11 protein-coding genes are annotated in these 21,217 nt (G+C 65.9%); 7 read left to right on the top strand and 4 right to left on the bottom strand.

Features of this window, described 5'->3' with window-relative positions; translation table 11 throughout:
* Window positions 1–88: 88 nt before the first annotated feature.
* Complete coding sequence (locus GYA94_RS17870) at window positions 89–13,042, bottom strand: non-ribosomal peptide synthetase (RefSeq protein ID WP_161892798.1); 12,954 nt, start codon at window positions 13,040–13,042, stop codon at window positions 89–91.
* 331 nt (window positions 13,043–13,373) lie between these two features.
* Here GYA94_RS17870 and GYA94_RS17865 point away from each other — a divergent pair, with 331 nt between their 5' ends.
* Window positions 13,374–13,904 carry an RNA polymerase factor sigma-70 gene (locus GYA94_RS17865; RefSeq protein WP_009684812.1) on the top strand — a complete coding sequence of 177 codons (531 nt, stop codon included), beginning with the start codon at window positions 13,374–13,376 and terminating at the stop codon, window positions 13,902–13,904.
* A 166-nt stretch (window positions 13,905–14,070) separates the two neighbouring features.
* Here GYA94_RS17865 and GYA94_RS17860 read toward each other — a convergent pair whose 3' ends face one another.
* Both GYA94_RS17860 and GYA94_RS17855 read right to left on the bottom strand, forming a co-directional pair.
* Window positions 14,071–15,084: a GNAT family N-acetyltransferase gene (locus GYA94_RS17860; protein WP_161892797.1), complete on the bottom strand. Its 1,014-nt coding sequence runs from the start codon at window positions 15,082–15,084 to the stop codon at window positions 14,071–14,073.
* A 62-nt stretch (window positions 15,085–15,146) separates the two neighbouring features.
* Complete coding sequence (locus GYA94_RS17855) at window positions 15,147–15,956, bottom strand: substrate-binding periplasmic protein (RefSeq protein ID WP_161892796.1); 810 nt, start codon at window positions 15,954–15,956, stop codon at window positions 15,147–15,149.
* A gap of 185 nt (window positions 15,957–16,141) precedes the next feature.
* Here GYA94_RS17855 and GYA94_RS17850 point away from each other — a divergent pair, with 185 nt between their 5' ends.
* Complete coding sequence (locus GYA94_RS17850) at window positions 16,142–16,693, top strand: 3'-5' exonuclease (protein WP_054882195.1); 552 nt, start codon at window positions 16,142–16,144, stop codon at window positions 16,691–16,693.
* Window positions 16,694–16,766: 73 nt separating this feature from the next.
* Window positions 16,767–17,051, top strand: coding sequence for a pyrimidine/purine nucleoside phosphorylase (gene ppnP, locus GYA94_RS17845; RefSeq protein ID WP_009684816.1), 285 nt, complete (start codon window positions 16,767–16,769; stop codon window positions 17,049–17,051).
* Window positions 17,052–17,185: 134 nt separating this feature from the next.
* On the opposite strand, the gene GYA94_RS17840 is transcribed toward ppnP, so the two are convergent.
* Window positions 17,186–17,887 carry an alpha/beta family hydrolase gene (locus GYA94_RS17840; RefSeq protein ID WP_255326949.1) on the bottom strand — a complete coding sequence of 234 codons (702 nt, stop codon included), beginning with the start codon at window positions 17,885–17,887 and terminating at the stop codon, window positions 17,186–17,188.
* Window positions 17,888–17,937: 50 nt separating this feature from the next.
* On the opposite strand from GYA94_RS17840, the gene ccoN reads away from it, so the two are divergent.
* The 4 genes from ccoN to ccoP are packed head-to-tail and all read left to right on the top strand — an operon-like array spanning window position 17,938 to window position 21,122.
* Complete coding sequence (gene ccoN, locus GYA94_RS17835) at window positions 17,938–19,362, top strand: cytochrome-c oxidase, cbb3-type subunit I (RefSeq protein WP_029885688.1); 1,425 nt, start codon at window positions 17,938–17,940, stop codon at window positions 19,360–19,362.
* Window positions 19,363–19,375: 13 nt separating this feature from the next.
* Complete coding sequence (gene ccoO, locus GYA94_RS17830; protein WP_009683894.1) at window positions 19,376–19,984, top strand: cytochrome-c oxidase, cbb3-type subunit II; 609 nt, start codon at window positions 19,376–19,378, stop codon at window positions 19,982–19,984.
* 5 nt (window positions 19,985–19,989) lie between these two features.
* Window positions 19,990–20,184 carry a cbb3-type cytochrome oxidase subunit 3 gene (locus GYA94_RS17825; protein WP_009683895.1) on the top strand — a complete coding sequence of 65 codons (195 nt, stop codon included), beginning with the start codon at window positions 19,990–19,992 and terminating at the stop codon, window positions 20,182–20,184.
* Window positions 20,181–21,122 carry a cytochrome-c oxidase, cbb3-type subunit III gene (gene ccoP / locus GYA94_RS17820; protein WP_009683896.1) on the top strand — a complete coding sequence of 314 codons (942 nt, stop codon included), beginning with the start codon at window positions 20,181–20,183 and terminating at the stop codon, window positions 21,120–21,122. Before GYA94_RS17825 ends, ccoP begins: the two co-directional genes overlap by 4 nt.
* Window positions 21,123–21,217 lie beyond the last annotated feature (95 nt).

Genomic DNA, 21,217 nt, shown 5'->3' with positions numbered 1-21,217 from the left:
GGTTTATGGAGCGGTTACAATGCAGTCATCTTGTTTGCATGGCCTGCCCCCGCCGCCAGACATTGGCGGCAGGGGCATAGCCTGCGGTTTACAACCCCTCCAGCTCCGCCATCAGGTCACTTAGCCGATCGACCTTGTCGTCATCCAGCGCACTGCCCTGCAGCCCCTGCACATACTCGGCCAGCTCCGCCACGGTACTGCACTCGAACATCGCCCTCAGCGGCACGTTCAACTGCAACTGCTTCTGCACCCGCGAGGCTATCTGCGTGGCCAGCAACGAGTGCCCGCCCAACTCGAAGAAGTTGTCGTGCACCCCGACCCGCTCAGCCTTGAGCACCTCGGCCCAGATACCCGCCAGTACGTCTTCCAGCTCATTGCGCGGTGCCTGGTAGGCCTGGCTGTGCTGGCCGCCGATGTCGATGGCGGGCAGGGCCTTGCGGTCCAGCTTGCCGTTGGCATTGTGCGGCAGGCTGTCGAACCAGCCCCAGTGCAACGGCACCATGTACTCCGGCAACTCGGCGCGCAGGCGTTGCTTGATCCGCTCCAGCAATTCAGCGTCCCCGGCAATGCCCTGGTGCGCAACCAGGTAACCGACCAAGTGCTTGCCATTGGCACCCTCCTGCACCCCCACGGCAGCATCGCGGATTTGTGCCTGTTCGTGCAGGCGCGCCTCGATCTCGCCCAACTCGATGCGATAACCGCGAATCTTCACCTGGTGGTCGATGCGCCCAACGTACTCCAGCACACCGTCCGGGCGCTGCCGCGCCAGGTCGCCAGTACGGTACAGGCGCTCGCCCGGCGCACCGTACGGGTGCGGGATGAAGGCCAGCGCCGTGCGCACCGGGTCGCCAACGTAGCCACGGCCAACACCGGTGCCAGCCACGCACAGTTCACCCACCGCGCCCAGCGGCACCAGGGCCTGATCGTCCCCGCACAGGTACAGGCGGTTGTTGTCGGTCGGCGTGCCGATCGGCAAATAGGCGCCTTGAGTCGAGGCGGCATCGACCCGGAAGAACGCCACGTCATCCGAGCACTCCGCCGGGCCATAGGCGTTCACCAGCCCCACCTGCGGGTAGCGCTGCAGCCACTGCGCGGCCAGCTCCGGTGGCATGGCCTCGCCGGTTGGCAGCATCCAGCGCAGGCTATCGAGCGCCTGATGGTCGTTGGCCAGCATGCCCTGGATCAGCGATGGCACGCTTTCCAGCACGGTGATGCCACTGGCCTGCACATGCGCCAGCAGGCCCTGCGGATCATGGGCGATGGCGTTCGGCACGATCTGCACGGTAGCCCCGAACAACGGCGCAGCCAGGAACTGCCACACGGAAATGTCGAAACTCTGCGACGCCGTCTGGGCTATCACATCCTGCTCGCTGAGGCCCAGGTAAGGCACCTTGCTCAGCTGGTTGTTGAGCATGCCGCGCTGCTCGACCATCACGCCTTTGGGCAGGCCGGTGGAACCTGAGGTGTAGATCACGTAGGCCAGGTTGTCCGGCCGGCTGTGAATCCCAGGGTTGTGGCTGGCGACCTGGCTGGCCTGGATTTCCTCCCACACCAGCAGTTGCGGGCGCGCCTGCGTGGGCAGCGCACTCAACAGTTGCCGCCCTTGCTCGGCACAAGCGGCGCTGCACACCAGCACCGGCGTGCGGCTGAGCTCGATGATGCTTTGCAGGCGCGCCGCTGGCAGGCCAGGGTCCAGCGGCAGGTAGCCGGCGCCGGCCTTGAAGCTGCCAACGATCATGCCCAGCAGCGGCAAGCAGCGCTCGGCCAGCAGCGCCACCGGCTGGTCGACCTTCACGCCGGCCAGGATCAGTGCGTGGCCCAGGCGGTTGGCGGCCAGGTTCAGACCGGCATAGTCGTAGGCGGCTTCCAGGCAGCGGGCAACGACACGCTGCGGGTGCGCGGCCACTTGCGCTTCGAACTGGGCAACGTAGCTTTGCTCCAGCGGATAAGCCCGTTCGGTGCTGTTGCAGTCTTCCAGCAGGAAGCGCTGTTCTTCGGCGCCCAGCAACGGCAGTTCGCTCACCTCCCCGGCAAAGCCCTCTACCAGCGCCAGCAACAGCCGCTTGAACTCGGCCAGCAGGCGCTCGACGGTCGGGTAGTCGAAGTAGCGCTGGTCGAACGACAGGTGCAGGCCCAGGTCATCGCCGGGGTAGCACACCGCCGTGAGCGGGAAGTTGGTGTGGGTACGGCCCGAGTCGGAGCTGGCGTTCAGGTGCTGCGCATGGTCGAGCACCGCGGTTTCCACCGGGGCGTTCTCGAACACGAACAAGCTGTCGAACAGCGGCTGGCCCTTGGGCAGTTGGCTGCACTCCTGGATCGCCACCAAGGGCAGGTACTCGTACTCGCGCAGCTCCATGTTGCTTCGCAGCAGGCTGTGCAACCACTGGCGCACGCTGCAACGCTCCCCGGCCAGCGGCAGGCGCACGCGCAACGCGACGCTGTTGATGAACAGGCCCACGGTGCGCTGCATCTGCGGCATGCTGACCGGGCGGCCGGCCACGGTCACGCCAAAGGCCACGTCACGCTCGCCACTGTAACGCGCCAGCAGCAGGGCCCAGGCCGCCTGGGCAAAGGTGTTGACGGTCAGCTGGTGCGCCTGCGCCAGTTCGCGCAGGCGCACGCCCTCGCTCACCTGCAAGCGGGTATGGCAGTCGCCCACGACCATGCCGCTGCCGGCATGGTCATGGCGCAATGGGCGGTCACTGGGCAGCGCCGTGGCGCGCTCGAACCCGGCCAGGTTGGCCTGCCACCAGGCCCGCGCATCGTCCAGCCCCTGGCGTTGCAGCCAGCCAATGTAGTCGCGGTAACGCGGCGGCACCGGCAACTGCGCCTGGCGGCCCTCGCCAAGCGCCTGGTAAACCTCGAAGAAGTCGTTCATCAACAGCGAGCGGCACCAGGCATCGATCAGGATGTGGTGGTTGCTCATCATGAACCAGTAGCGCTCGTCTGCCACGCGCACCAGGCGCAGGTGGAACGGTGCCTCGCTGAGCAAGGCGAAGCCCGCCTCGCGCTCCTGCTTGTGCAAGGCTTGCAGGCGTTGCTCCTGGGCAGCCTCGGCAAGCCCGCGCCAGTCCTGGTAGTCGACGGCCAGCTCGCCCGGCTTGTGAATGATCTGCAACATCGCCTCACCGCTGTTCCAGCTGAACGAGGCGCGCAGTGCTTCGTGGCGCGCCACCACGACCTGCCAGGCCTGGGCGAAGCGATCGGGGTCCAGCGTACTGTTGATGCGGTAGCGGTCCTGCATGTAGTACAGGCCGGTGCCCGGCTCCAGCAGGGTATGCAGCAGCATGCCCTCCTGCATCGGGCTCAGCGGGTACACGTCCTCGATCTGCGCTGCCGGCACCGGCAGGGCGTCGATCTGCGCTTGCGTCAGGTGCGCCAGCGGGAAATCCGAAGGGGTGAAACTCCCATTGCCCTCGGCCAGGCAATGCTCCACCAATGCCAGCAGCTCCAGGCGGTACGCTTCGGCCAGCGCGGCAATGGTCTGCCTGTCGTAGCGTTCGGCGCTGAAGGTCCAGCGCAGCTGCAGGGCGCCGCCATACACCTGGCCATCGACACTCAGCCAGTTGGGCAGCGGCGCGTCGGGGTCGTGGGCCAGGCCGGCCGGGGCATCCAGCGGCTGGAACAGCGCCGCGCTGTCGAACTGCTGGTCGAACTGGCCCAGGTAATTGAAGGTAATGCGTGCCTGCGGCAACGCCGCCATCTGCTCGCGCCCGGCGGCGTCTGCCAGGTAGCGCAGCACGCCGTAACCCAGGCCTTTGTGCGGCACCTGGCGCAGCTGCTCCTTGATGCGTTTGATCGAGCCTGCCCGCGCGGCGTCATCCTCACCGGGCACCGGGCGCAGGCTCAACGGGTAGGCATTGGTGAACCAGCCCACGCTGCGGGTCAGGTCCATATCCTCGAACAGCCCATCGCGGCCATGGCCTTCCAGCTGCACCAGCACGCTGTCGTCCCCACTCCAGCGGCACATGGCCCGCGCCAGCGCGGTCAGCAGCAGGTCGTTGACCTGCGTGTGGTAGGCAGCCGGGGCCTGTTGCAGCAACTGCCGGGTCTGCTCGGCGTTCAGGCCGGTCGTCAGGGTTAGCGCGTGGCGGTGCAGGTTACCGCCCTGCGGGTGATCGCAGGGCAGCTCACGGCGGGCACCCCCCAGTTGGCTTTGCCACCAGCCCAGCTCATCACGCAACGAATCGCTGCCGGCATAGCTGGCCAGGCGCGCGGCCCAGTCGCCCATGGCATGGGTCTTGGCGGGCAGTGGCTGGCCACGGTACAGCGCCTGCAAGTCTTCCAGCAGCACACGCCAGGACACACCATCGACCAGCAGGTGGTGAATCGCCAGCAGCAGGCGCTGGTGGCCCTGGCCGTCCGTCACCAGCAGGCCGCGCAGCAGCGGGCCCTGCTGCAGGTCGAGGCTGCGCTGCACATCGCTGTACAGCGCCTGGCAATCGGCAAAATCGGCGACGGTGGCAGCCCACAACAGCTGATCCTCAGCCGGCTGGGTGTAGGCAGCCTGCCAACGGCCCGCGGCGGCACTGAAACGCAGGCGCAGGCTGTCGTGGTGCTGCACCAGCGCGGCCAGCGCCTGCTCCAGCATGACTTTATCCAGCGGCTGGCGCAGCGCCAGCAGCAGCGCCTGGTTCCAATGCTGTGGCTGCGGCACCTCGCTGTCGAAGAACCAGTGCTGGATCGGCGTCAGGCCAACCTGGCCCTCGCGCAGCCCCTGGTCGATGCTGCTGTGCGCTTCGCTCTGCCTTACCACAGCGGCCAGCGTCTGGATGGTCTGGTGCTGGAACAGGTCGCGTGGCGTGAACTGCAGCCCGGCCTGCCGCGCCCGGCTGACCACCTGGATCGACAGGATCGAATCGCCGCCCAGTTCGAAGAAGTTGTCCTGCACCCCCACCTGGGCGACGTTGAGCACCTCGCCCCAGATCTGCGCCAGCCGGGCTTGCACGTCATCGCCAGGGGCCTGGTAGTGCTGGCGGGCGTGCTCAAGGTCCGGTAGCGGCAGGGCGCGGCGGTCGAGCTTGCCGCTGCCCATCAGCGGCAGGCTGTCGAGCAGCACCAGGTGCGCAGGCACCATGTAGTCTGGCAAGTGCTGGCGGGCCTCGGCCTTCACGGCTTCGCGCAGGCGGTGCTGCGCCTCGTTGTCGGCTGCGGCCTGCTGGCACACCAGGTAGCCCACCAGCTGCTTGCCGCCTGGCAGGTCGAGGGCCAGTACCACTGCCTCGTCGACATCGGCGTGTGCCTGCAGACGGCTTTCGATCTCGCCCAGTTCGATGCGGAAACCGCGAATTTTCACTTGCTGGTCGGCGCGGCCAACATACTCGACCAGGCCATCGGCGCCCAGGCGTACCAGGTCACCGGTGCGGTACAGGCGCCCACCTGCGCTGCCGAACGGGTCGGCAACGAAGCGCTCGGCGCTCAGGCCCGGGCGATCGTGGTAGCCCTGGGCCAGGCCGGCGCCGCCGACATACAGCTCACCGATACCCCCTTGCGGCAACAGCGCCAGGTCTTCGTCGAGGATGTAGGCCGTGCGGCTGCCGATGACCTGGCCGATCGGCACACTGCCCAGCGCTGCGGGCAGTACCTCTGGGGCCAGGCAGGCCAGCGGCATGACCACGGTCTCGGTCGGCCCATAGGCATTGAAGAACTGCTGGGGCGCGAATGCCTGGCGAATACGCTGCAGGTGCTCACCGGTCAGCGCCTCGCCACCGGTGATCACCAGGCGAACCGGCAGTTGCTCGCCCTGGCCGCCCAGGTATTGCGCCAGTTGGCTCCCGTAGCTTGGGGTAAAGCCAAGGATGCTCACCTGCTGCTCGCGCACCAGTTGGCAGATGTCCTCGGCGCCCCACTGCCCCTGGGCACGCAACACCACCCGCGCACCGCACAACAGTGGCACCCACAGGCGCTCGCTGGCGGCGTCGAAGTTGATCGAATAGAAATGCAGCTCGCAATCGTCGCTGCGCATGCCGAACGCGGCGCTCACGGCCTGGCAGTGCATGGCGAATTCGCCATGGCTGACGACCACGCCCTTGGGTTTGCCGGTGGAGCCGGAGGTGTAGATCAGGTAAGCCTGGTGCTGCGGCAGGCTGAGGTTGTCCAGCGGCGCAGCGCTGTAGGCCGCCAGGCTGGCTGCGTCGTCTTCCAGGCTCCAGCGCGCCACACCTTCGGGCAATTCGCCCAGGCTTTGCAGCAGCTCGCGCTGGCTCAGCAGCAGGCCGATACGGCTGTCCTCGATCATGTAGCGCAGGCGGTCGAGCGGGTATTCAGGGTCCAGTGGCACATAGGCGCCGCCAGCCTTGAGGATGGCCAGCAGGCCAACCACCATTTCCAGCGAACGCTGCAGCGCCAGGCCCACCCGCACCTGCGGCCCGACACCCCGTTCGCGCAGGGCCCGGGCCAGGCGGTTGGCGCGCTGCTCGAGCTCGGCATAGCTCAGGTGCTGGCCGGCGAAGGTCAGCGCCCCGGCCTGCGGCGTGCGTGCGGCCTGGGCCGCGAACAACCCGTGCAGGGTCTGCCCGAGGCCCAAGTGCGGGTCGCCCTGCAACTGGCCCAGCAGTTGCTGCTGCTCGCTGCTGCTCAGCATCGGCAGCTCGCACAGGCGCTGTTGCGGGTTGTCGAGCAGCCCGACCAGCAGCTGTTGCCAGTGTTCGGCCATGCGCGCGATACGCGGCTCATCGAACAGGTCACGGCTGTAGGTCAGGCAGCAGCCCAGGCGGCCATCCAGGTCGGTCACTTCCAGGTACAGGTCGAACTTGGTGGCGCTGGCGTCGTTGACCAGGTAATCCACTTGCATGCCGGCCAGGCTGCGGCTTTGCTGGAAGGCCCAGCGCTGCACGTTGCACATCACCTGGAACAACGGGTTGTAGGCACTGCTGCGTGGCGGTTGCAGGGCCTCGACCAGTTGATCGAACGGCAGGTCCTGGTGCGACTGGCCTTCGATGGCAGCCTGGCGCACCTGCTCCAGCAAGGCGCTGGCGCTCATCTGCCCATCCAGTTCGCAGCGCAGCACCTGGGTATTGAGGAAGGCGCCGATCAGCCCTTCGCTTTCCGGGCGGATGCGGTTGGCCACCGGCGCACCGATGCGCAGGTCACGCTGGCCACTGTAGCGGTGCAGCAAGGCAGCCAGGGTGGCTGTCATGGTCATGAACAGGGTCAGGCCACGCTGGCTGTTGAAGGCATGCACGCGCTCGACCAGGGCCGGGTCGAGCTCGAAGCGGTACAGCCCGCCCCGGTGGCTTTGCACCGCCGGGCGTGGGCGGTCGGCGGGTAACGCCAGCACCGGGTGCTCGGTGCCCAGGCGCGTTTGCCAATAGGCCAGTTGGCGAGCGCCCTCGCCGCTTTCCAGCCATTGCCGTTGCCACACGCTGTAGTCCAGGTACTGTACCGGCAGTGGCGCCAATGGCGACTCGCGGTCGTCGACAAAGGCCTCGTACAGTTCACCCAGCTCGCGGGCGAAGATGTCCATGGCCCAGCCTTCGGTCACGATATGGTGCAGGGTCAGCACGAAGAAGTGCTCGCGCTCTGCGGCCTTGACCAGGCAGGCGCGCAGCAGCGGGCCGCGCTCAAGGTCGAACGGCTGGTGCGCCTGGTCATCGGCCAGCTGTTGTAGGCGTTGGGCACGGGCAGCGCCGGGCAAGGCGCTGAAGTCCTGCCAGTGCAGGTGCAGGCCGCTGTCTTCGGCCACGCACTGGTAGGGCACCCCGTCGATGCTGGGGAACGTTGTACGCAGGGCTTCGTGACGCACGATCAGCGCATGCAGCGCCCGCTCGAACGCCTCGACGTGCAAGGTGCCGCGCAAGCGCGCCATGCCGCCCACGTTATAGGCCGGGCTGTCGGGCTGCATTTGCCAGAGGAACCACATGCGCTGTTGCGAATAGGACAGCGGCACCGCCTGGCGGCGGTCTACGCGGGCGATCTGCCCTTGCAGGTTGCGCTGGCCATTGCCCTGGATGCGGGCAACCTCGGCACAGAATGCGCCCAGCTCGCTGGCCTCGAACAGGGCCTTGAGCGGCAGCTCCACGTCGCACGCCTGGCGCGTGCGGGAAACGATCTGTGTGGCCAGCAGCGAGTGGCCGCCCAGGGCGAAGAAATCATCGCGCAGGCCCACACGGGGCAGGTTCAGGACATCGCGCCAGATGCCAGCGACCTGCTGTTGCAGTGCTGTTTGCGGCTCGACGTGCTCACGCTGCTGCCACACCGGCGCCGGCAGCGCCTTGCGGTCGACCTTGCCGCTGGGGCCCAGGGGCATGTGCGCAAGGGCAATCAGCTGCGCCGGCACCATGTACGCCGGCAGGTGCTCGGCCAGTACCGTCAACAAGGCTTCGGCCTGGGCGCTGCCGCTGTAGTAGCCAACCAGTTGCGGGCCGACTGCATCGTTGTGAATCAGGACCAGCGCCTGCTCGACACCCGCTTGCGCCAACAGGCAGGCCTGGACTTCTTCAGGTTCAACGCGCAACCCCCGTACTTTCACCTGCTGATCCAGACGCCCGAGGTATTCCAGCGCTTGCAGCTGAACCTGCCAACGGGCGCGGTCACCACTGCGGTACAGGCGCTGGCCATTGCCATCGGCCTGGGGTACGAAACGCTCGGCGGTAAGCCCTGGGCGTCCCAGGTACCCACGGGCCAGGCCCGCACCGCCGAGGTACAACTCACCCGGCACGCCGGGTGCGGTGAGTTCGAGTTCGTCATCCATTACCCGGCACAGCACGTTGGCCAGCGGCCGGCCGATGGGCGAGCGCTCGCCGTCCCTGGCATGGCAATGCCAGTGGGTGACGTTGATGGCGGTTTCGGTCGGGCCGTAGCGGTTGTGCAGCTGCACGTGCGGCAGCAGTTGCAGCACCCGGTCGCGCAGCGCCGCCGACAAGGCCTCGCCCCCGGAAAACACCCGGCGCAGGCTGGCGCAGCCCGCGGCCTGTGGTTCCTGGACAAACACCTGTAGCAGTGGCGGCACAAAATGCAGGGTGGTCACGCCATGCGCCTGGACCAGGGCCGCAATGCGCTGCGGGTCGCGGTGCTCGCCAGGGCCGGCGAGCACCAGCTTGCAGCCGGTGATCAACGGCCAGAAGCACTCCCACACCGACACGTCGAAACTGATCGGCGCTTTCTGCAGCAGCACATCCTCGTCGCCCAACCCATAGGTGGCCTGCATCCAGTGCAAGCGCTCGGCCAGCGCCGCGTGAGTATTGCCCACGCCTTTGGGCTGGCCGGTGGAGCCGGATGTGTAGATGACGTAGGCCAGGTTGTCACCTTGCAGGTGCAAGCCGGGGGCCTGGCTGGGCCAGCTGTCCAGGTGCAGCTGGTCGAGGGCGATGGTGCTGACGCCATCGACCTGTGGCAGCTTGCCCACCAGGCTGCTGTGGCTGAGCAACAGGCCAGCATCACAATCGGCCAGCATATACGCCAGGCGCTCGGCGGGGTAATCCACGTCGAGCGGCACGTAGGCGCCGCCGGCCTTGAGAATGGCCAGCAAGCCGACCAGCAGTTGCGGCGAGCGCTCGAGGGCGATGGCGACGCACGTGTCAGGACCGACACCTTTGTCGCGCAGGTAGTGGGCCAGGCGGTTGGCCTGCTGGTGCAGTTCGGCGTAGTCCAGGCTGCCACCCGCCCATACCAGGGCGGTACGTTGCGGGGTCAGGCGGGCCTGCTCGTTGAGTTGCTCGACCAGCAGTTGCTGCGGCGCGGCGGCTTCGGCCTGGCCCCAGCCCAACAACTGGCGCCGGCCCGCCTCGTCGAGCAGTTGCACCTCGGCCAGGGCCAGGTCGGGCGCGGCGCACACTTGCTCCAGCAGGGCCAGCAACTGCCCGGCCAGGCGCTGGATGGTGCTGGCCTCGAACAGTTCGTCGGCATAGTCGAACGCCAGGCTCAACCGGCCCTGGTGGTCCTCTTCACTGTGCAGCTGCAGGTCGAACTTGGCTTCGCGGCTGTGCCACGGCAACTCTTCGGCCAGCAGGCCTGGCAGGCGGCGCAGTGCCGACAGGTCGCGTTGCTGGTGGTTGAACATGACCTGGAACAGGCCCTGCTCGCGGGCTTGCGGCAAGGCCTCGAGCAACTGCTCGAACGGCAGGTCCTGGTGGGCCTGGGCCTGGAGCGTGGCCTGGCGCACCTGCGCCAGCAGTTGGCTGAACGGCATGCGGCCATCGAGTTGCGCGCGCAGCACCTGGGTGTTGATGAAGAAGCCGACCATGCCCTGGGTTTCCAGGCGCGGGCGGTTGGCATTCGGCACGCCGACGCGGATCTCGGCCTGGCCGCTGTAGCGCTGCAACAGTGCCTGCCAGCCGGCCAGCAGGACCATGAACAGGCTGGCCTGCTGCGCCTGCGCCAGGCCCTTGAGGGCTTGGCTGAGCGTGGCGGGGACCTTCACGCTGAAGCGCGCAGCACTGAATGTGCGCTGGTTGGCCCGGGGTTGGTCGGTGCACAGGTCAAGCACGGGCAGTTCGTCACCGAGCTGGGCCTTCCAGTACTGCAGTTGGCGTTCGGCTTCGCCGTCGGCCAGCCACTGCCGCTGCCAGTTGCCGTAGTCCGCGTAGCCCAGGGGCAGCGGCGCCAACGCTGCCTCCAGGCCCTGGCAGTGAGCGGCATACAATTTGGCGAATTCATCGAGCAGGATGTTCAGCGACCAGCCGTCGGCCACGATGTGGTGCAGGGTCACCCACAGCTGATGGTCTTCATCGTCGAGCCGGGCCAGGGTCACACGCAGCAACGGGCCTTGCGTCAGGTCGAACGGCTGGCAAGCCTCGGCTTCACGCTGGGCGGCGACCTGCTCGGGGGTCTGGCCTGCGAGGTCCAGGCGGGCCAGGCTGAACGGCTGCTGCGGCAGAATACGCTGCAGCGCCTGGCCGTTTTCTTCAGCGAACACGGTACGCAGCGACTCGTGGCGCGCCACCAGCGCCTGGAACGCGGCCTGCAAGGCGCTAGCGTCCAGTTCGCCACGCAGGTGCAGGCCGGCGGGAATGTTGTAGGCCGCCGATTGGGGTTGCAGTTGCCACAACAGCCACAGGCGGTTTTGCGCCAGCGACTGGGGCAGCGCCTGGGCGCGTGCCAGGGGCGCGATAGCTGTGGGCTGGGCAGCGCCTGCACCGATGAGCGCAGCCACCGCGTTGCTGTAGTCGGCCAGCACCGGCGCCTCGAACAAGGTGCGCAGGCTCAGGTCGATGCCCAGTTCGTCGGCCAGCCGCGCCGTGGCCTGGGTAGCGGCGATGGAGTTGCCGCCCAACAGCAGGAAATGGTCATCTGCCGCTACTGCCTGCACCTTGAGGGTGTCGCGCCACACCGCCGCGATGCGCGCCTGCAAGGCATCGCCTGATGCCTGGGCAGCAGCAGCGGCGCTCGGCTCGGGGAATTGGGCATAGCAGTCCAGGCTGCCCTCGGCCATGCGTACGCGGCAGGCCGAACGCTGCAGCTTGCCGCTGGAGGTTTTCGGCAGCGCGCCCGGGTTGAGCAGCAGTACCACCGCCGGCGCCTGGCGGCAGGCATCGGCGATGACCTGGCGCAGGGTGTTGATCAGCGCCTGGGCCTGGGTTGCCTTTTGCACGCTGCGGCTGATCTCCACCGCCACGCCGATGCCCTCCTCGCCCTGATGCTCGACGGCGAACACCGCGACCCGGCCTTTGCGCAGTGCCTGCACTTCACGCTCGAGGGTTTTTTCCAGGTCTTGCGGGTACAGGTTCTGCCCACGCACGATCAGCATGTCTTTCAGGCGCCCGGTGACGAACACCTCGCCTTCACGCATGAAACCCAGGTCGCCGGTTCGCAGCCAGGTCTGCCCGTCCATTTCGACGAAGGTGCGCGCGCTGGCTTCTGGGTTACGCCAGTAGCCCGAGGCGATACTCGGCCCACCGGCCCAGATTTCCCCGACCTGGTTGTCGCCCAGCCGTTGCAGCTGTTGCGGCTCGACAATGCGTACCGCGTGCCCCGGCTGCGGGAAGCCGCAACTCATCAGCACGCTGCCGGTACCGGGCTCGGCGCGGTTGGCAGCCAAGGCGTCGGCATCCAGCGCAAGCGCGGGGATACCCTGGCCACGGCGGCTGCCGCTGACGAACAAGGTTGCTTCGGCCAGGCCGTAGCTGGCGAAGAAGCTCTGGGGGTCGAAGCCGCAGGCCTTGAAGGTGTCGGCGAAGCTCGCCAGGCTGTCCTGGCGGATCGGCTCGGAGCCCGAATAGGCCACGCGCCAGCGGCTCAGGTCGAGCCCGGCCAGCGAGGCCTCGCTGACGCGCTCGCTGCACAGGCGGTAGGCAAAGTCGGGGCCGCCGCTGATGGTGCCGCCGTAGTCGCTGATGGCCTGCAACCAGCGCACTGGCCGGGCGAGGAAATAGCCGGGCGACATCAGTACGCAAGGCACTCCGCTGAAGATCGGCTGCAACAGGCCGCCGATCAGGCCCATGTCGTGGTACAGCGGCAACCAGCTGACGATCACGTCGTCGGGGTTGAGGTCGATGCCAAAGCCGCTGCGGATGAGTTGTTCGTTGGCCACCAGGTTGCCATGGCTGACCTGCACGCCTTTGGGCAGTGCGGTGGAGCCGGAGGTGTACTGCAAGAAGGCGATGTCCTGGCTGCTGAGGGCAGGTTCCTGCCAGGTGTCGGCCAGGGCGGGGTCCAGGCCATCCACTGCCAGCAACGCGGGCGCCGCCTCGGCAGCAAGTGCTTCCAGGCCCTGCAGGCTGTCGTGCAGCGCCGCCACGGTCAGCAGCAGGCGCGGCTCGGCGTCGGCGATGATCGACAGCAGGCGTTGCTGGTGGTGCTGGCGGGCAGACTCTGGCGGGTAGGCCGGCACTGCGATCACGCCGGCGTACAGGCAGCCGAAGAACGCCGCTACGTAATCCGGCCCACTGGGAAACAGCAACACCGCGCGGTCACCGAAGCTGGCGCGTGCCTGCAGGGCGGCGGCGATGGTGCGCGCGCGCTGGTCGAGCTCCCGATAACTGAGCACAGCCTGCTCGTGCGGGGCGTCGGCGAGAAAGCGCAGGGCAATCCTGTCCGGGGTCTGCGCGGCGCGTTGCGCCAGGGCCTGGACCAGCGAGAGCGGGAGTTCGAAGGCGTCCGTCATGGGGTGTTCCTGCCAGTATCTGTTGGGGCGTGCCGACTGCGCCGCGGACATGGGCGGGCAGCGGTTGGCGGCCGGGGATGTACACAGGGGAACGGATGGGCGGCGCTAGGTCTCCCAGGCGACGCCCCCGTCATGGCCTGCACTTTGTCGCCGCAACACTTTCTCCAGGCAGGCACCACGCCCCCTGACAGACCTCGCAAGAATCGAAAACTCCTGATACCAATTACATTTCGCATTTGACAATCATTATCATTATGAATAGCTTGTCGCACGTCGTAGGAAGCTTCCCTGCCCCGGGTGCCTCCTCCCCCTTTGTGACAAGGTGATTTCCATGGCGGAACAACTATCCACAAGTAAGTGCGATTCACCATTACTGCAGGCCTTCGTAGACAACCGCAGCATCCTGGTCAAGATCGCAGCGCGCATTACCGGCTGCCGCTCGCGTGCCGAAGATGTGGTGCAGGACGCCTTCTTCCGGCTCAGCGCCGCCCCGCAGATAACCTCGTCGTTCAAGGCGCAGCTGAGCTACCTGTTCCAGATCGTGCGCAACCTGGCGATCGACCATTACCGCAAGCAGGCGATGGAGCTGAGATACTCCGGCAGCGAAGAGGAAGGCCTGAATGTGGTCATTCAGAACGCCTCGCCCGAAGCCACCCACATCAACCTGGCCGCGCTGGACGATATTGCCGAAGCGCTGAACCAGTTGCCCCAGCGCACCCGCTATGCGTTCGAGATGTACCGCCTGCATGGCGTACCGCAGAAGGACATCGCCAAGGAACTGGGCGTGTCGCCGACCTTGGTCAACTTCATGATCCGCGATGCCCTGGTGCATTGCCGCAAGACCGCCAACCGGCAGGGCTGACCCTAGCTGCAAGCTGCAAGCTGCAAGCTGCAAGCTGCAAGCTTCAAGCTACAAGTTAAAAGAAAAAGCCAAAGCAGAACGCGATCGGCTTTTGCTTGTAGCTTGTAGCTTGTAGCTTGTAGCTTGTAGCTTGTAGCTTGTAGCTTGCCGCTTGCAGCTCTCGCCATCAGGCGAGCCTGCAACGATCGAAGAACCGCTCCCGCCCCAGAATCATCAGCGCCGCGCGCTTGTGCGGGAAGTCGAACTCCTTCTCGCAATGGAAGCACTGGTCGTGCATGTAGCCGATCATCTTGCCATTGTCGGCACGCGGCTCGGCGACCACCCGCTGGGTACGCGGGTCATCCAGGAACAGGTAATGCACCAGCGCCGATAGCCAGCTGGCGACCTTGTGCGGGCCACGATGGCTCTGCTCCCCGACCAGCATGTGGATGCCGCGGTCGTAGTCATCGGCCGGGTAGAACGGCGCAATGCGATCCTCCTTGGCCCAGTAAGCCTCGAAATAGGCAAATGGCTGATCGTCGAAGCAGCCAATCAACGTCAGGGTATGCGGGTCGGCCTCCAGCTTGGCCAGGTACTCGCGGTGCTGGGCAAGCGTGCCGCTTTCCTGCCAGAACGCCTCCACGCGCGGGTCGTTCTGCCAGCGGTTGAAGCGCTCCAGGTCATGCTCGATGTCCAGGGTGCGCAGCGACACCCAGCTACCCAGCCGCGCATCGAAGCGCCGATAGACCTCGCCACGGGGCTTGGGCGCCCGCCGCGGGTGGCGCTTGCCGTTGCTGATCTGCATCTGCTGCGGGTAGGGGGCAGCCAGCGCCTCACCCAGCCAGGGCTGCGGCAATTGCCAGAACAGCGCGCGCTCGCACAGGTACTGCCCAGGCACATCGCCCACCAGCAGCAGGCCGCTGGCCACTGCCTGCGGCACCACCTCGGGCAGGTGCCAGATCAGGCGCTGGCAGGCACTGTCACGGGACAACAGCCAATAGCAGGCCGCCCACAAGGCTTGATAAGGGCGCTCGGGGCACAACTGCTCAAGGTGTACCTGCAAGGTTGGACCCGCCTGCAGGCGCACCTGCGCCAGCGGGCGGCCCTCCAGGGTCAGGCTCAGCCTGTTGGTCCCCTCCTCGGCACTGAGGCTGCGCCAACGTGGCGGTGACTGTGGCTGCGAAGCGGCATCGAAGGGCATGGGTGGGTCTCGCGAAATGAACAAAGGGCTCACTGTCGAGAACGATGCCACGCGGCGGCAATTTAGTCCTCGGGCGCACTGACGGCGATGCGGTAAGGCTGGAAAATGCGCGCCAGCTCACCGCTATCACGCAAGCCTCTCAACAGTTCAGCGAACGACCGCTCGCCAATGGGCGCGGCGGGCCGCAGCAGCGCGTAGTGGTGGTAAACCTGATCGATGCGCTGCGATGCAACCAGTTGCGCACGGCTGGACGGGTTACGTGCCAGGAAGTCACTGAGGTAGGAGCGCGTGACCAGGGCAATGTCGGCGCGGCCCGCCTGCACCATCAGCAGGTTGCTGGCGTGCGAATAGGTCAACGTCGCATTGTAGGCGTTGCGCAGGTAGCGCGGGTCGGCGTTGAAACCGGCGAACGCATAGTGATAGCCGTTGAACAGGGCCAGGCGCTTGCCCTTCAGGTCATCGAAGTAATGCGGGGCGCGCCCGTCCACCTGGCGGGCCACGAACACTTCGGCATCTTCCAGGCCCATGTCCACCTGTTGATGGGGGATCTGCTCCCAGCCCCACTGCGGGTTCTCGAAAATGGCCATATCGGTACGGCCCTGCTGCAAGTCACTGAAACGCCGCTGGATGGAAGTGGGCACCAATACGAAGCGGTAGCGCTGCTGGGCACGGTTGAGCGCAGCGACCAACTGCGGCAACAAACCGTTATCGGCGCCCTGCTCGGGGCGCACCGTATACGGCGGGAAATGCGCGGCACCGACTTTCACCTCGATGGCACCTGCCGCGCATGCCGGTACGGCCAACCAGTAAACAGCCAGCAACATGAGGGTGGACAAGGCCTTCAGGCCGGGCGCAAGGGTAAAGGCGGACATTCATCACGGTTCATGCCTGGGTTCGCTTAAGCTAGGCGTTTTACCGGGGCGGCACAACTGCTGCCTCCGGCTTTCGTGCCCCTCGATACGCCATTGGCGGTGACAAAACGGGCGGCAAAATGCCACGAGGTGCCGGATGCGCCGAGTTTGGCTACGCTCTAGCAGGATCTGCAAGGGAGCCTGGTATGGGCCATTGGTTGGTGATCGACCTGGAGGCCACCACCGATGAGGGTGGGTGGCCGGTCACGGAGATGGAAGTCATTGAAATCGGCGCGAGCCTGGTCACCCGCGAAGGCCGTGAGGTCGACCACTTCCAGCGTTTTGTGCGCCCGCGGCGGCGCCCGCAGCTGACCCCGTTCTGTCGCGAGCTGACCCACATCAGCCAGGCCGACGTCGATGCGGCCGCGCCGTTTCGCGAGGTATGGGCCAGCTTCGAGCACTGGCTCGGGCAGCATCGTGAACAGTTGCAGGCCTGGGTCAGTTGGGGCGACTACGACCGCCAGCAACTGCACCAGGAATGGCACCTGCACGGCCTGGACAGCCTGCTGCGCACGCTGGCGCACATCAACCTCAAGCAACGCTTTGCCAAGGCCCGCCACCTGCAGCGCCCTGCCGGCCTGAACGGCGCCCTGCAACTGGCTGGCATGCACTTTTGCGGGCAGCAGCACCGGGCCCTTGAAGATGCGCGCAACACAGCGCGGCTGCTGCCCTTGAGCCTGCCCGCCGACGGGCCCTGAAAGCAGATGACGAGGCCATTGGGCTTGGGCATACTGGCCAGCCCTTTTTCCTCCCCTTTTTCAGGAGACGCCCATGTTCCAGGTCAACGAGTACTTCAACGGCACCGTCAAGTCGATCGCCTTCACGGGCGAAGAAGGCCCGGCCACTGTCGGCGTGATGGCCCCGGGCGAATACGAGTTCGGCACCGCCAAGCGTGAAATCATGCACGTGGTGTCGGGTGCCTTGATCGTCAAGCTGCCAGGCAGCGACAATTGGGAAACCTTCAAGGCGGGCGACACGTTCAATGTACCGGCTGACAGCAAGTTCCAGCTGCAGGTGAAGGTCGACACCGCCTACCTGTGCGAGTACCGCGATTGATTGTTCGCTATTGGCACGCTCGTTGTAGGAGCGGCCTTGTGTCGCGAAAGGGCTGCGAAGCAGCCCCAGTTTTTAGCTTCGCCGCGTGAATTGCCGGGGCCGCTGCGCGGCCCTTTCGCGACACAAGGCCGCTCCTACAAGCGTATGCCTGCCAAAAAGCTGGCAACTCGCTGCGCAGCCGCCTGCAAATGCTGCTCATGGCTGAACCCCGAAGCCTTCAACGGCTTCAGGTCATGGTCCGCCGCCACTAGCCAGCTCACCTCGATCGCCGGCGACAACGCATACCCTGCCACCGCCTCCCGGTTACCCAGCGCATCGCGCTCGCCCTGCACGATCAACGTCGGGGTTCTCAACCCGGCCAGGTGCTCCACGCGCGGCGTCTCGGGTTTGCCCACCGCGTAGAACGGATAGCCCAGGCACACCAGCGCATCAGCGCCCAGTTCGTCGGCCAGCAGGCTGGCCATGCGCCCGCCCATCGACTTGCCACCCACCGCCAGCTTGCCCGCGACCAAAGGTCGCACCTGCCGGTACACCTCGCGCCAGCTTTCCAGCAATACCTTCTGCGGGTTCGGCGGCCGCTTGCCACCGCCAACCCGGCGCTCGGCCATGTACGGGAACTCGAAGCGCAGCACCGCTACCCCAAGTGCCGCAAGCCTTTGCGCCATTTCGTCCATGAACCCGCTGTCCATCGGCGCACCAGCACCATGGGCCAGGATCAGGCAGCCCTTGTAACCCTCCCCGCCCTCGACCTGCGCAAGATCGCAGCGCAAGCCTGGGACATTTCCGACCTTCGCCCATTGATCCCCGTCAATACCGGCACTTTGCCCATTAATCATGCTTGCCTCGCTGTAAAGCCTGCCAAATAACCGTGGATGGGAACCCATACATGAACACAACCAGCAGTACCGCCTATAACTACAAGGTGGTCCGCCAATTCGCCATCATGACGGTGGTGTGGGGAATCGTCGGGATGGGGCTCGGCGTTTTCATCGCCGCCCAGCTTGCCTGGCCTGCCCTCAACTTCGACCTCCCCTGGACCAGCTTCGGCCGCCTGCGCCCACTGCACACCAATGCGGTGATCTTCGCCTTCGGCGGCTGCGCGCTGTTCGCCACCTCCTATTATTCGGTGCAACGCACCTGCCAGACCACCCTGTTCGCCCCCGGCCTGGCCGCGTTCACCTTCTGGGGCTGGCAGCTGGTGATCCTGCTGGCGGCCATCAGCCTGCCATTGGGCTACACCAGCTCCAAGGAATACGCCGAGCTGGAGTGGCCGATCGACATCCTGATCACCATCGTTTGGGTCTGCTACGCCATCGTGTTCTTCGGCACGCTGATCAAGCGCAACACCAAGCACATCTACGTGGGCAACTGGTTCTTCGGTGCGTTCATCCTGACGGTGGCCATGCTGCACATCGTCAACAACCTGGAACTGCCGGTCAGCCTGACCAAGTCGTACTCGGTCTATGCCGGTGCCACCGACGCCATGGTGCAGTGGTGGTATGGCCACAACGCGGTGGGCTTCTTCCTGACCGCGGGCTTCCTGGGGATGATGTACTACTACGTGCCCAAGCAGGCCGAACGCCCGGTGTACTCCTACCGCCTGTCGATCGTGCACTTCTGGGCGCTGATTACCCTGTACATCTGGGCCGGCCCGCACCACCTGCACTACACCGCCCTGCCTGACTGGGCGCAATCGCTGGGCATGGTGATGTCGCTGATCCTGCTGGCACCGAGCTGGGGTGGCATGATCAACGGCATGATGACCCTGTCGGGGGCCTGGCACAAACTGCGCAGCGACCCGATCCTGCGCTTTTTGGTGGTGTCGCTGGCGTTCTACGGCATGTCCACCTTCGAGGGCCCGATGATGGCCATCAAGACGGTCAACGCCCTTTCCCACTACACCGACTGGACCATCGGCCACGTGCACGCTGGCGCCCTGGGCTGGGTCGCGATGATCTCGATCGGCGCCCTGTACCACACCATCCCGAAAGTGTTCGGCAAGGAACGCATGTACAGCATCGGCCTGATCAACGCGCATTTCTGGCTGGCCACCATCGGCACCGTACTGTACATCGCCTCGATGTGGGTCAACGGCATTGCCCAGGGCCTGATGTGGCGCGCAGTGAACAGCGACGGCACCCTCACCTACTCGTTCGTGGAAACCCTGGTGGCCAGCCACCCAGGCTTCATCGTGCGCTTCGTCGGCGGTGCGATCTTCCTCAGCGGCATGTTCCTGATGGCCTGGAACACCTGGCGCACCGTGCGTTCGCCGGCGCTTGATGCTGCCCCTGCGAACGCCCAGCTGGCTTGAGGAGACCTGCCTGATGAAACATGAAGTCATCGAGAAAAACGTTGGCCTGCTGGCCCTGCTGATGGTGTTGGCCGTCAGTATCGGCGGCCTGACCCAGATCGTGCCGCTGTTCTTCCAGGACGTCACCAACAAGCCGGTCGAAGGCATGAAGCCTTACACCGCGCTGCAGCTCGAAGGCCGCGACATCTACATCCGCGAAGGCTGCGTGGGCTGCCATTCGCAGATGATCCGCCCATTCCGCGCCGAAACCGAACGCTACGGCCACTACTCGGTCGCCGGCGAGAGCGTGTGGGACCACCCGTTCCTGTGGGGCTCCAAGCGTACCGGCCCGGACCTGGCCCGGGTCGGCGGCCGCTACTCGGACGACTGGCACCGCGCGCACCTGTACAACCCGCGCAACGTGGTGCCGGAGTCGAAGATGCCGGCGTACCCCTGGCTGGTCGCCCAACAGGTGGACAACAGCCACACCGACGTGAAGATGCGCACCCTGCGTACGCTCGGCGTGCCGTACACCGACGACGACATCGCCGGTGCCCGCGACGCGGTCAAGGGCAAGACCGAGATGGACGCGCTGGTGGCCTACCTGCAGGTGCTTGGCACCGCGATCAAGAACAAGAGGTGATTGCGATGGAAATGGACACCGGCATGATTCGCGGCCTCGGCACCCTGGTGGTGATGGTCGCCTTCATCGGCCTCTCCCTGTGGGTATTCAACCGCCGTCGCGACCGTGATTTCGCCGAGGCGCGCTTGCTGCCCTTCGTCGACGACCGCCTGCCCGCTGCCGGGCAGGAACCTGCTGCAAAAAGGAGTAACGGGCAATGACCACCTTCTGGAGTACGTATATCAGCGTACTGACCATCGGGAGCTTGATTGGCCTGACCTGGCTGTTGCTCGCCACCCGCAAGGGCCAGAGCCACAACCCCACCGACCAGACCATGGGCCACAGCTTCGACGGCATCGAGGAGTACGACAACCCCTTGCCCAAGTGGTGGTTCTGGCTGTTCGTCGGCACCCTGGTGTTCGCGGTCGGCTACCTGATCCTTTACCCGGGCCTGGGCAACTGGAAAGGCATTCTGCCGGGTTATGAAAATGGCTGGACCGGCGCCAACGAATGGCAAAAGGAAATGGACAAGGCCGACGCCCGCTTCGGGCCGATCTTCGCCAAGTACGCCGCCATGCCGGTGGAGGAAGTGGCCAAGGACCCGCAGGCGTTGAAAATGGGCGGGCGCCTGTTCGCCTCCAACTGCTCGGTCTGCCATGGCTCGGACGCCAAGGGCGCATTCGGCTTCCCCAACCTCACCGACAAGGACTGGCGCTGGGGCGGTGATGCGCAGACCATCAAGGCGTCGATCATGAACGGCCGCCATGGTGTGATGCCGGCCTGGGCCGAGGTGATTGGCGAGCAGGGCGTGGCCGACGTCGCCGCGTTCGTGCTGACCAGCATGGACGGCCGTAAACTGCCGGAAGGCGCCAAGGCCGACCCGGCCAAGGGCAAGGAGATCTTCGCCGGCAACTGCGTGGCCTGCCACGGGCCGGAAGGCAAAGGCACCCCGGCCATGGGCGCGCCCGACCTGACCCACCCACAGGCGTTCATCTATGGGTCGAGCTTTGCCCAGCTGCAACAGACCATCCGCTACGGTCGCCAAGGGCAGATGCCGGCGCAGGCCGAGATTCAGGGTAATGACAAAGTGCACCTGTTGGCGGCGTATGTGTACAGCCTGTCGCAGGATGGCGCGGCTGAAACCGTGACCTCCAAGTAATACCCCGGGGGCCGCTTTGCGGCCCATCGCGATGCAAGGCCGCTCCTACAGGAGATCGCATTCTTTCTGTAGGCGCGGCCTTGTGTCGCGAAAGG

It is taken from the genome of Pseudomonas juntendi (genome assembly GCF_009932375.1).
GTDB lineage: Bacteria > Pseudomonadota > Gammaproteobacteria > Pseudomonadales > Pseudomonadaceae > Aquipseudomonas > Aquipseudomonas juntendi.
The sequence above is the reverse complement of the archived record's forward strand: the minus strand, read 5'-3'. Positions and strand labels throughout refer to the sequence as shown.